The organism is Pseudomonas sp. R45(2017) (assembly GCF_002112305.1).
Classification (GTDB): domain Bacteria; phylum Pseudomonadota; class Gammaproteobacteria; order Pseudomonadales; family Pseudomonadaceae; genus Aquipseudomonas; species Aquipseudomonas paraglycinae.
In genome coordinates this window covers 16,623-28,646 of record NZ_NEHH01000007.1, presented here as the reverse complement: position 1 = coordinate 28,646, position 12,024 = coordinate 16,623, and the positions used below count along the sequence as shown (strand labels likewise).

The 12,024-nt window shown below is 61.0% G+C and carries 11 protein-coding genes; 7 read left to right on the top strand and 4 right to left on the bottom strand.

Features of this window, described 5'->3' with window-relative positions:
• The first annotated feature begins 1 nt into the window (after position 1).
• The 5 genes from CAF74_RS16900 to CAF74_RS16885 are packed head-to-tail and all read left to right on the top strand — an operon-like array spanning position 2 to position 3,192.
• Positions 2–733, top strand: coding sequence for an adenosylcobinamide-GDP ribazoletransferase (locus CAF74_RS16900; protein WP_085747059.1), 732 nt, complete (start codon positions 2–4; stop codon positions 731–733).
• Positions 734–789: 56 nt separating this feature from the next.
• The gene (locus CAF74_RS16895; protein WP_007950413.1) at positions 790–1,194 is read left to right on the top strand and encodes a MarR family winged helix-turn-helix transcriptional regulator; all 405 of its coding nucleotides are present in this window, start codon (positions 790–792) and stop codon (positions 1,192–1,194) included.
• 54 nt (positions 1,195–1,248) lie between these two features.
• Positions 1,249–2,457 carry an MFS transporter gene (locus tag CAF74_RS16890; RefSeq protein WP_039769832.1) on the top strand — a complete coding sequence of 403 codons (1,209 nt, stop codon included), beginning with the start codon at positions 1,249–1,251 and terminating at the stop codon, positions 2,455–2,457.
• Positions 2,454–2,576, top strand: a complete 123-nt coding sequence (locus CAF74_RS29410; RefSeq protein WP_007950415.1) for a hypothetical protein — start codon at positions 2,454–2,456, stop codon at positions 2,574–2,576. Before CAF74_RS16890 ends, CAF74_RS29410 begins: the two co-directional genes overlap by 4 nt.
• 55 nt (positions 2,577–2,631) lie before the next feature.
• A complete protein-coding gene (locus CAF74_RS16885; protein ID WP_039769833.1) occupies positions 2,632–3,192 on the top strand; it encodes a glutathione peroxidase in 561 nt (186 codons plus the stop codon).
• A 97-nt stretch (positions 3,193–3,289) separates the two neighbouring features.
• On the opposite strand, the gene CAF74_RS16880 is transcribed toward CAF74_RS16885, so the two are convergent.
• The 3 genes from CAF74_RS16880 to CAF74_RS16870 form a co-directional block, all read right to left on the bottom strand.
• A complete protein-coding gene (locus CAF74_RS16880; RefSeq protein ID WP_085747058.1) occupies positions 3,290–4,561 on the bottom strand; it encodes an OmpP1/FadL family transporter in 1,272 nt (423 codons plus the stop codon).
• Positions 4,562–4,707: 146 nt separating this feature from the next.
• On the bottom strand, positions 4,708–5,190 hold the full coding sequence (locus CAF74_RS16875; RefSeq protein WP_011333151.1) for a hypothetical protein: 483 nt from the start codon (positions 5,188–5,190) through the stop codon (positions 4,708–4,710).
• A 276-nt stretch (positions 5,191–5,466) separates the two neighbouring features.
• Positions 5,467–5,691 (bottom strand): hypothetical protein, encoded by a 225-nt coding sequence (locus tag CAF74_RS16870; protein ID WP_007950419.1) that lies wholly within the window; start codon positions 5,689–5,691, stop codon positions 5,467–5,469.
• A 955-nt stretch (positions 5,692–6,646) separates the two neighbouring features.
• Between CAF74_RS16870 and CAF74_RS16860 the strand changes: the two genes are divergently transcribed.
• Both CAF74_RS16860 and rmuC read left to right on the top strand, forming a co-directional pair.
• A complete protein-coding gene (locus CAF74_RS16860; RefSeq protein WP_085747057.1) occupies positions 6,647–6,970 on the top strand; it encodes a hypothetical protein in 324 nt (107 codons plus the stop codon).
• A gap of 175 nt (positions 6,971–7,145) precedes the next feature.
• Positions 7,146–8,510 (top strand): DNA recombination protein RmuC, encoded by a 1,365-nt coding sequence (gene rmuC / locus CAF74_RS16855; protein WP_165369556.1) that lies wholly within the window; start codon positions 7,146–7,148, stop codon positions 8,508–8,510.
• A 9-nt stretch (positions 8,511–8,519) separates the two neighbouring features.
• On the opposite strand, the gene CAF74_RS16850 is transcribed toward rmuC, so the two are convergent.
• Positions 8,520–11,990 carry a hybrid sensor histidine kinase/response regulator gene (locus CAF74_RS16850; protein WP_085747055.1) on the bottom strand — a complete coding sequence of 1,157 codons (3,471 nt, stop codon included), beginning with the start codon at positions 11,988–11,990 and terminating at the stop codon, positions 8,520–8,522.
• Positions 11,991–12,024: the final 34 nt, after the last annotated feature.

Here is a 12,024-nt window from a genome sequence, read left to right as displayed (position 1 = left end):
CATGTTGCCTCTGTGGATCGCCCTGCAATTTCTCAGCAGTCTGCCGATTCGTCTGCCGGGCATGCCGGCGCCTGAACAGCTCGGCCGCTCGCTGCTGTTTTATCCGCTGGTGGGCTTGCTGTTCGGGGTGATTCTCTGGGCGCTGAACATTGCGTTGGCGGGCGCGCCATTGCTGCTGCACGGGGCGCTGTTGCTGACGGTGTGGGTGCTGCTCAGTGGCGCGCTGCACCTCGATGGGCTGGCGGACAGCGCTGACGCGTGGCTCGGCGGTTTCGGTGATCGTGAGCGTACGCTGACGATCATGAAGGATCCGCGCAGCGGGCCGATCGCGGTGGTGACGCTGGTGCTGGTGTTGCTGCTCAAGTTCGCCGCGTTGCTGGCCTTGATCGAACAACAGCAGGGCATGGCGTTGATCATCGTGCCGCTGATCGGGCGTGCGGCGCTGCTCGGACTGTTCCTCACCACGACTTATGTGCGGGCCGGTGGATTGGGGCAGGCGCTGGCCGATTATCTGCCACGCAAGACGGGTTGGCAGGTGCTGGCGGTGAGTGCGGCAGCGTGCGTGGTGATCGCCGGGTTCAATGCTGTCGTGGCGTTGCTGCTGGCGGTCGTCGTGTTCATCTGGCTGCGGCATTTGATGGTGCGGCGACTGGGCGGAACCACCGGTGATACGGCCGGTGCGTTGCTGGAATTGCTGGAGATGTCAGTGCTGGTCGGGCTGGCCTTGTTTTGATAAGTAACTTTGATCTGTAACTTGATTTAACACAGTCGCGGGTATATACACGCATCATGCTTCCTTCTCAGTGTTTGTGCACCAACCTGCGACGCGCCGCGCGTGGCGTCAGCAGGCATTACGACGGCGCTCTCGACGGCTTCGGGATCAACGTTGCCCAGTATTCTTTGCTGTGCAACCTGCAGCGTCTGGATCAGCCGAGCATTTCCGAACTGGCCGAGGCGATGGGCCTTGATCGCAGCACCCTCGGGCGCAATCTGCGGGTGCTGGAAGGCGAGGGGCTGGTGGCGCTGGCCGAGGGCGAGGACATGCGCAACCGCATCGTCCGGCTCACCGAAACCGGTGCACAACGCCTGGCAGCAGCTTTGCCGGCCTGGGAAGCGGCGCAACAGCGGTTGATCGACCGACTGGGTGCCGAGAAGCGTGAAACCTTGCTGCGGCTGTTGGATGAACTGGCCTGAGGGCCGGTTTTTTCCGAATCTAAGCGGGTATATACCCGCGACTGGAGAATAACAATGAGTTCGATGTGGCGTACGTGCGGTTGGGTGTTGCTGGGGAGTGCGCTGATTCTGGCGTTGTCGTTGGGCGTGCGGCACGGTTTCGGGCTGTTTCTGTCGCCGATGAGTGCCCAGTTCGGCTGGGGCCGTGAAGTGTTCGCCTTTGCCATCGCCTTGCAGAATCTGATCTGGGGCCTGGCGCAACCGTTCACCGGCGCACTGGCCGACCGCTTCGGCGCGGCAAAAGTGGTGCTGATCGGCGGTGTGCTCTACGCCTTGGGCCTGGTGTTTATGGGGCTGTCGGAAACGGCGTTGGGTCTGTCCCTGAGCGCCGGCTTGCTGATCGGCATCGGTCTGTCCGGCACCTCGTTCTCGGTCATCCTCGGCGTGGTCGGCCGCGCTGTGCCGCCGGAGAAACGCAGCATGGGCATGGGCATCGCCAGTGCTGCCGGTTCTTTCGGCCAGTTCGCCATGCTGCCGGGTACCCTCGGGCTGATCGGCTGGCTCGGCTGGTCGGCGGCGTTGCTGGTGCTGGGCTTGCTGGTGGCGCTGATCGTGCCGCTGGTGAGCATGCTCAAGGACAAGCCGCTGCCGGTGCTCGGCCATGAACAAACCCTGTCCGAAGCCCTGCGCGAGGCGTGTTCGCACTCCGGGTTCTGGCTGCTTGCGTTCGGCTTCTTCGTCTGCGGATTTCAGGTGGTGTTCATCGGCGTGCACTTGCCTGCGTATCTGGTCGATCAGCATCTGCCGGCGAGTGTCGGCACCACCGTGCTGGCGTTGATCGGTCTGTTCAACATCTTCGGTACTTACACCGCCGGTTGGCTCGGTGGGCGCATGTCTAAACCGCGTCTGCTGACCGGACTTTATCTGCTGCGCGCCGTGGTGATCGTGCTGTTCCTGTGGCTGCCGGTGACGACGACCTCGGCCTATCTGTTCGGCATGGCCATGGGCTTCCTGTGGCTGTCGACGGTGCCGTTGACCAACGGTACGGTGGCAACCTTGTTTGGCGTGCGAAACCTGTCCATGCTCGGCGGTATCGTGTTCCTGTTCCATCAGTTGGGGTCGTTCCTCGGTGGCTGGCTGGGCGGGGTGGTGTATGACCGGACCGGGAGTTATGACTTGATCTGGCAAGTAGCGATTCTTTTGAGCCTGTTGGCGGCAGCGCTGAACTGGCCGGTGCGCGAGCGTCCGGTCGAGCGCCTGCAACCGCGTGCGAGCGCTGCATGAACCGTTTCTGGCCGCAGATCGTCGTCACCGCACTCGGCGCCGCGTTGCTGGCGCTGGTGTGGTGGGGCTGGCATCAGGGCGGGCTGGCGCTGATGCAGTTGGGCATGGGTGCTTGCTAGACCGGCGGGAGGGCGAGTAACGTCGAGGTCTGACGATTGCTCAAGGATGCCCGACATGCTCAAGCGCTGGTGTGCTGTTCCCGCGTTGCTGATGGCGTTGACCGGACTGGCCCAGGCCGCGGACTGTCCGGATCTGTTGCAAGGTTCGTTGCCCAAGTTGCGGGCCAAGGAATCCATCGACCTGTGTCAGCGCTACGCCGACAAACCGCTGGTGGTGATCAATACGGCCAGCTTCTGTGGTTTCGCGCCGCAGTTCGAGGGCCTGGAAGCGCTCAATCAGCGCTACAAGGCCCAAGGCCTGGAAATGCTCGGCGTGCCCTCCAATGACTTCAAGCAGGAGTCCAAGGACAGCGCCGAGACCGCCAAGGTCTGCTACGCCAACTACGGCGTGACGTTTACCATGACCGAGCCACAGAAGGTCCGGGGTGACGATGCGACTCACCTGTTCCAGGTGCTGGCTAAACAGAGCAGCGCACCGAAGTGGAATTTCTACAAATACGTCATCGACCGCCAGGGCAAGGTGATCGCCAATTTCTCCAGCCTGACCAAACCGGATGATCCGGAATTTCTCGCAGCCATCGAGAAAGCCATTGCCTCCCAGCCGCTGAAACCCTGATCGACGCCCATCAAAAAGCCCCGCCTCTGTGAAGAGAGCGGGGCTTTTTAATGGGCGAGGCCTCAAATGGTAAGGAGCTCAGCCTCGCCGTACAGCATCAGAAGCGGTAGGTTGCGCCGACACCGAAGCCATTTGCCGAGTTTTCATACTGGGAGTTGTAGGTCTGGCCGCGATCGTTTTCGTTGCGGATGTTGACCTTCTCTTCCTTCAGGTACGAGTAGGCAACGTCGATGGTCAGGTCTTCGGTCGGGCTCCAGCCGGCACCGATGCTGAAGATGGTCCGGTCGCCGGTCGGGATGCGTGGCGAACGGTCGACGTTGTTGGTCGGCGACTGGTCGAACGTCAGACCGGTACGCAGTACCCATTCCTTGTTCAGCTGGTAGGACGTACCGATGGCGTAAGCCCAAGTGTCATGCCAGTTCTGTTCTTCGGTAATTTCGCCGAACTGGCCAGCCAGCAGCGGCTGTACACCGGAGTTCTTGACGGTGATCTTTTCCAGCTGGCTCCAGCGGGTCCAGGTGGTACCGGCGTAGACGTTCCAGCGATCGTTGATCGCCTGAGTGACCGAGAGGTCCACGGATTCTGGCGTGGTGATCTTCAGCGAAGCGTCGTACTTCTGGTTGGCACCCAGACCGACTGCCGCCAGTGCGCCGTAGTTGACCTTGGTGTTGCCTTCGAGCTTGTAGTCGACTTTCGAGTGGTAAGTCAGACCCAGGCGAGTGGTATCGGTAGCTTGTACCAGCACGCCGATGTTGTAGCCCAGCGCGGTGTCGTCACCCTTGATCTTGACCTTGCCGTCCGGCAGTGCCTGGGTAATCGACAGGTTGGATTCCAGCGACCCGTCGATGCGGTTGATGGTCGGGCCGAAACCGATCGACACGACATCGTTGAACTTGTAGCTGATCGTTGGCTGGAAGGTGATGATCTTGACTTCTGACTTGCTGCCGAAGTAACGGCCGGCGAAGCCGTTTTCATAGTCGGTGATCAGGCCGAAGGGTACGTACACACCCAGGCCGAATGCCCAATGCTCGTCGATCGGCTTGACGTAGTAGCCCATAGGTACGGAGGTGAAGGGCACCATATCGCCTTTGTTGCTGCCGCCGTTAGGGCTGGAGCTGCCATCGCTGATATCGGTTTTTGCGTCGAGGAATGCAACACCGCCAGTGACTTGTTCGCGCGTGATGCGCGACATGCCGGCAGGGTTGCCGTAAACAGTGCTTGCGTCGTCGGCAGAAGAAGATCGCCCGGCGTACCCAGTCCCCATCCCGCTGATGCTGTGTTCGTTGATGGCAAAGCCAGCTGCGAAGATCTGGGTGGATGCCACGGTTACGGCAAGGCTAAGGGTGGTTTTGAGCATGACTTTTTTCATTATTAGAACTCCTGGTGATCACCGGGGCGAAAATTACCAACATTTTCGTCCCAGCGCTATAGTCCGTATGCCTTGAGTTAGAGCGGTTTTGTAGGACAATCCGACCAGATTCGCGACCCGTTGGGCGATGTTGTGAAACCGGCGGGTCAGCAAGCGACCTGATTCAGCGGTGAAACACAGGTTTGCCAGGCGCAGGTGAAATCGCGCAGACGACCTTGAGGCTGGAAGGTCTGACGCCAGATGCGCGCCATGCCCAGCAGATCGTCCGGCTCGGGGAGGATGGGGTTTTGTTCTTCCACCAGAAGCCATGCAATGGCCGTGGCGTAACGCAGGTTGACCGTCAGTTCGAGGTGCGGCCCGCTGAGAAATGCATGTTGGCTGGCGAGGCCGCGAACCAGGCTGGCGCGTTCCGGGTCCAGCGCCAGGTAATGATCCCAGAGGGCCTGGTGACGGTGTTCGGCAATCCGGTACAGGCCGTGGCCACGGCGGTCATGCAGGGCGGAACCGAGGGCGGACTGGCTGGCAGCAATGCCCAGCAGAAGGGATTCGGCAGTTGCGCAGTGGCGTCCCAGGTAGATCAGCGTGGGACGGATCACGTAGCGGCACAGTTCGCTGGCAGCGATACCCATAAAACCCTCGGATCTTGTTATCGGGCGGCGAGACCTGAAGGGGAGCTTGGCAGCTGTGGATCGACTCAGGCTCGCCGGAAGCGGATCACGCCGCTTGAGTTGAAGTGTAGTGTCATATTCGCGACGTAAAGGCCTGTTTTTAAAATATTTCCGGCGAGGCGTTATAACCGTTATATCGGTTAGTGATTAGGCAGAAAGTGACAGAAGTGAAACATCGGGCAATAAAAAGCCCCGCGTTCTCAGCGGGGCTTTTGCTTTTGCAGCCATTTCGGCCTCTCAGGCGATCAATGCCTGACGGGTGCGATCAATCACGGCCTGCAGCGGTTCGGCGCTGGAGTATTGATCGGGGTACAGACGCTCGCTGTGGCGGGCGATCCCGTGTTCATTGACCACGGTGAAGCTGAAGCAGCCTTTGCGAGCGGCCATGATCAGGCAGTTCATTGGGGCAAAAGCGTTGGTTAGGGTGCGAATGGCATCCTGAGTCTGGATTTGAGTCGACATAGTTATTAGGTGTTCCTACAAATGACACGGATAAGAACCGTGCAACGTTAAAACGTTCCAGTAACGTCAACCACCATTGGTCGAACGAAGAACCCGACTGGAACAAGGCAGCCAGTTCGAGCGCTATAAAAGTTGGCGCGCTTGGGCTGGCAGGTAGGTACTTAGGAGGACAGGCAACACATCGAGGGCAGAGGTTCTGGGCCCTTGGTGAAGATCCTGATCAATTTGCAGGTTGGTTCGGTCAGAGTAAGTGGTCTTCGCAACACTCTTTGCATTCGATTCAAAGACTGTGTCGTCGCAAGATTTACCTGGAAACCATCGAGGGGTCGATCCCGCTTTTTTCAGTGAAGGTCTATGTAAGAGAAACTTGACTGTGGGGGTTTGTTCGACCGGAATTGACTTTCAGCTTGGTACTAACGCCGCGGATACTAACGGAACGGTCTGAAGAAGGCAAACCCGGTCATCAAAAAAATTCCCGGGCGCGGTGCCCGAACTCCGCGCCTGCCCCGATCTGGCTTGCTAAACGACCGTCGGTCGCCACTACCCGACAGATGCGAACGCTCGGCGCAGGCGCTTATCCCCAGTCCGAATGCCAAAACGACCCGAAAAGGCGCATCGATATAACCGCGTAACAGGTACTTGTGCACATTAGTTGCGCGGACTGTAACGGCGCTGTCACAACGATCCTGACCCTGATGGCTGCCTGCATCGAAAGTTTAAGTCAATGAAAAACATCGCTTTTTTTAACTGGTGAAAAAATCGTCAGTTTGACTGCGAGCCCCATTCCACAAGGCTTTGCGGCGACTGGAGGGCGGTTGTCCACTGAGTTATCCACAGCTTCTGTGGATTGTCCCGAGCGCTTGCTCTAGCACGGGCGTGCCGGGTTTTTTTCGACTTTACCTGTGCGAAAAAAAGAGTAGAGTGGCGCGCCTTCCGATCTGTCCCACAGTGCTTTATGAAGTTTCGTTCAGCTCCAGAATCTGTTACCTCCCAACCCCTTCGTGTTACCGCTCCCAAGCGATTTTCCGTGCGCGTGGCCGAATGGCTGCTGGACAGCCCGCGCCTGGGCGATAGCCAGAATGCCAAGCACCTCGCCGGCCGCCTGCTCAAGCAACCGGCCCGGGAAGGGGTGGTCGCCGCGCAAAGTCGCCTCGGCCAGTTGATGTGCCGCGAGTGCGGCAATGCCCGGGATCGCCGGATCGGCCAGGACCTGTTGCGTCAGGCCGCCCGCGCCGGTGACCGCCGCGCGCAACAGGAACTCGGCCTGATCGAAGACTGAGCTGTCCAAGACCAGACGCCTTGGTTAACCTTCAGGCTTTATCGGATCGGCGGGAATCACTATGGCGATGGACTTGACCAGCATCCTGCTGGGGCTGGCAGGCGCGGCCGTGCCGCTGCTGGCGCTGGCCTGGCAACTGCAACGCCGGGCCAGTCAGAACCAGTCTGAAGTCGCCTTGCTCGAAGAGCGGCTGGCCATGGCACAAATGGCCCAAGACGGCCTCACTGCTCAACTTGAAGCCTGCCGCGATGAAATCGCCGATCTCGGCCAGGCCAACGCCTCCAAACAAGCTGATCTCGCGGCCGTGCGCCGGGAAGTCGAGCTGTTGCAGATCGAGCGCGATGATGCCCGTGACGCTGCCCATGCCTGGAACCTCGAACGCGCCAACAAAGAAGCCGAGTTACGGCGCCTGGACGCCCAAGCGGCTTCGCTGAATGCCGAATTGCGCGAGCAACAGGAAAGCCATCAACAACGCCTGGATGACCTGCAAGGTTCCCGTGACGAGCTGCGCGCACAGTTCGCCGAACTGGCCGGCAAGATCTTCGATGAGCGCGAACAACGCTTCGCCGAAACCAGCCAGCAGCGCCTCGGCCAATTGCTTGATCCTTTGAAGGAACGCATCCAGTCGTTCGAAAAACGCGTCGAGGAAAGCTATCAGGCCGAAGCCCGCGAGCGTTTTTCGCTGGCCAAGGAGCTGGAGCGTTTGCAGCAACTGAACCTGCGCCTCAGCGACGAAGCGACCAACCTGACCCGCGCCCTGAAGGGCCAGAAGACTCAGGGCAACTGGGGCGAGCTGATTCTCGAGCGTGTGCTTGAGCATGCCGGGCTGGAGAAGGGCCGCGAGTACCAGACCCAGGTCAATCTCAAGGGCCCGGACGGCGAGCGTTTCCAGCCGGACGTGATCATTTATCTGCCGGGCGACAAGCAGGTGGTGGTCGACTCCAAGGTGAGCCTCACCGCGTATCAGCAATACGTCGCGGCGGACGACGATGCCATCGGCCAGATCGCCATGAAGCAGCACGTGCTGTCCTTGCGCAGCCACGTCAAAGGCCTGGCCGGCAAGGATTACAAACGTCTGGAAGGTTTGCACAGTCTCGATTTCGTCTTGCTGTTCGTGCCCATCGAAGCGGCGTTTTCCGCCGCGTTGCAGGCCGAGCCGACGCTGTTTCAGGAGGCCTTCGACCGCAACATCGTGATCGTCAGCCCGACCACGCTGCTGGCCACTTTGCGAGTCATCGACAGCCTGTGGAAGCAGGAGCGCCAGAGCCAGAACGCCCGGGAAATCGCCGAGCGCGCCGGTTGGCTTTACGACAAGTTCGTGCTGTTCATTCAGGATCTGGACGAAGTCGGCAATCGCTTGCAGCAACTGGACAAGGCCTACAGCGCGGCGCGCAACAAGCTGACGGAAGGGCGGGGCAACCTGGTCAGCCGCAGCGAACAGCTCAAGCTGCTCGGCGCGCGGGCCAGCAAAAGCCTGCCCGCAGACCTGCTGGAGCGCGCAATGACCGATGCCGACGGCCTGGTCGAACTGCCTGAATAAGCCGCTCTGCTAGAGCGGCAAATAGCGACTCAACAACGCCCGCAACGCCGCCGGTTTCACCGGTTTGGCCAGGTAATCCAGCCCCGCTGCGTGAACCTGGGCCACGGTTTCCGGATGCCCGTCGGCGCTGATCACCACGCCGGGCACCGGTTCGCCCAGCCTTGTGCGCAACCAGGCCATCAGATCGGTGCCGGTTTCGCCGTGATCAAGGTGATAGTCCACCAATGCCAATTGTGGCCGCACGCCGTCGTCGAGCAGTGCCGCACATTCTTCGCGGTTGCGTGCGGTCCAGACCTGGCAGCCCCAGCGCGTGAGCAGGCTGTTCATGCCGATCAGAATGCTGTCTTCGTTGTCGATGCACAGCACCTGCGCGCCGCTGTGCAATTTGCCATTGATTTCCACCGCCGCCGCCGGCTGTACCGTCTGCGCTTTGGCCAACGGTACGCGGACACTGAACACGCTGCCGCGCCCCGGCCATGAGCGCACGCGCAAGGTATGGCCGAGCACGCGGCAGAGACCATCGGCGATCGCCAGACCCAGGCCCAGACCTTTTTCGGCGCGGGTCTGGTGGCTGTCGAGGCGTTTGAATTCCTCGAAGATCACTTGCTGTTTGTCCTCCGGAATCCCCGGCCCGCGATCCCACACTTCCAGACAGATTTCGCCTTTTCGTCGACGCACGCCCAGCAGTACCGGGCCTTTTGCGTAGCGGAATGCGTTGGTGAGGAAGTTCTGCAGAATGCGCCGCAGCAGTTTGATGTCGCTGTCGATGCGTAACTGACTTCCGCGTACCCGGAAGCTCAAGCCCTGTTCCTGGGCGAGCGCCTTGAACTCCGCGCCGAGAATATCGAACAGCTCATTGACCGCGAACGGCTTGCGATCCGGGTTGATCTTGCCGTTTTCCAGACGGGAAATGTCCAGCAGATCGCTGATCAGGTCTTCGGCCGAACGCAGCGAGCTGTCCAGATGCTGCACCAGTTTCTGCGCTTCGCCGCTCAGGCCGTCTTCCTGATGGGAGAGGGCGGCAGAGAACAGCCGTGCGGCGTTCAGAGGCTGCATCAGATCGTGGCTGACGGCGGCGAGGAAACGGGTCTTGGACTGGTTGGCCGCCTCGGCATTGCCCTTGGCTTCGGTCAGCGCGACGTTGAGTTGCGACAGTTCCTGCGTCCGTTCGCTGACCCGTTGCTCCAGCCCTTCGTTGGCCTCGGTCAAAGCCTGCTCGGCTTCGCGGAACGCGGTGATGTCGGTGAAACTCATGACGAAACCGCCGCCGGGCATCGGGTTGCCGATCAGCTCGATCACCCGGCCGTTGGGGAACAGCCGCTCAGACGTGTGGGCGCGGCCCTGACGCATCCAGTGCAGGCGCCGGGCGACATGAACTTCTGCTTCACCGGGGCCGCACAAACCACGCTCGGCGTTGTGGCGAATGATGTCGGCAATCGGTCGGCCAACGCTGATCAAACCGTCCGGATAGTTGAACAGTTCCAGATAGCGCCGGTTCCAGGCCACCAGTTTCAGCGACTGGTCGACCACGCTGATGCCTTGGGTAATGTTTTCGATGGCGCCTTGCAGCAGCGCACGGTTGAACTGCAGCACTTCCGAGGCTTCGTCGGCGATCCGGACGACGTCCTCCAACTGCATTTCCCGACCTTCGATGGCGGCTTTTACTACAGCTCGCGTCGAAGAGGCGCCAAGGACACCGGCCAGTAATCGCTCGGTGTGGGCGATCCATTCGCCGTCAGCGTTCTGATTCGGGTTGAAGCCTTTGCCCTGGCGATAGGCAAAGCGGATGAAGCTCTGCCGCGCGCGTTCTTCACCGACAAACCGCGCGGCCAGTTGCAGCAAGTCATCAATCTGCACCGCCAGCATCGAGCGGGCGCTCGGCCGTGCGCTGATCTCCTGACCGATAAAACGTCCGGCCTGCCAGTGCTCCGACACCCGGGTGCGCGACAGCACAGATACCCAGGCAAACAACGTGAAGTTGCCCGCCAGCGACAGCACCACGCCTTGGGTCAGCGGGGTGATCGGCAGGTTCAGCGGGTTGCTGTGCAGCCAGGCGAGCCCGGGGAAACTGTCCAGCGACCAGCCGAGGCTGCGCGCAGCGATCGGCAGGATCAGGGTGTAGAACCACAGGAACGTGCCGGCGGCGAGGCCGGCGAACACGCCGCGGCGGTTGGCCTGTTTCCAGTACAGCGCGCCGAGCATCGCCGGGGCCAGTTGAGTGACTGCCGCGAAAGCGATCTGGCCGATGGTCGCCAGGCTCGCGGTCGATCCGAGCAAGCGGTAGCTGACGTAAGCCAGCAACAGAATCACCACGATGCTGACCCGGCGCACCGAGAGCATCCACTGGCGGAAAACTTCGAACGGCCGCTCGGCATTGTTGCGGCGCAGCAGCCACGGCAACAGCATGTCGTTGGAGACCATGGTCGACAGCGCCACACTCGCCACGATCACCATGCCGGTGGCGGCCGATGCACCGCCGATAAACGCCAGCATCGCCAGCGCCGGGTGAGCCTGGGCCAATGGCAGGCTGATAACGAAAGAGTCGGGGATGACCGAGCTGGGCAGCATCATCTGACCGGCCAGGGCGATCGGGACGACAAACAACGCGGCCAGTGCGAGGTAGGCCGGGAACACCCATTTGGCCAGGCGCAGATCCTGCGGGTCGATGTTCTCGACCACCGTCACGTGGAACTGCCGGGGCAGGCAGATGATCGCCATCATCGCCACGCCGGTCTGCACCACCATCGACGGCCAGTTGATGGTTTCTTTCCAGTATTCCTCAAGGCGCGGGGCGAGCATCGCCTGATTGAACAGGTCGTCGAAGCCGTCATACAGCCCGTAGGTGACGAAGGCGCCGACGGCGAGGAAGGCGAACAGTTTGACCAGCGACTCGAAAGCAATCGCCAGCACCATGCCCCGGTGGTGCTCGGTGGCATCGAGGTTGCGCGTACCGAAAACGATGGTGAACAGCGCCAGCACCAGTGACACGATCAGCGCCGTGTCCTGGGCGCGGGTGCCCATGGCGTCGGCGCCGGCACCGATCAGCAGGTTTACGCCGAGGACAATGCCTTTGAGTTGCAAGGCTATATAAGGGAGAACGCCGACCAGACAGATCAGCGCGACGACCACCGCCAACGACTGGGATTTACCGTACCGGGCGGCGATGAAGTCGGCGATGGAGGTGATGTTCTCCTGTTTGCTGATCATCACCATCTTCTGCAGCACCCACGGCGCACCGAGCAGCAGCAGGATCGGCCCCAGGTAGATCGGCAGGAACGACCACAGCTGTTCGGCCGCCTGACCGACCGCGCCGAAAAACGTCCAGCTGGTGCAGTAGACCGCCAGCGACAGGCTGTACACCCAGGCGCGCACCCGTGGCGGCAGCGGTGCGCTGCGACGGTCGCCGTAGAAGGCGATGGCGAACATGATGGCCATATAGGCCAGGGCGACGGCGGCGATCAGCCCGGTGGACAACGACATGGAACACTCCCGACAGAAAACGACCGGACTTGCG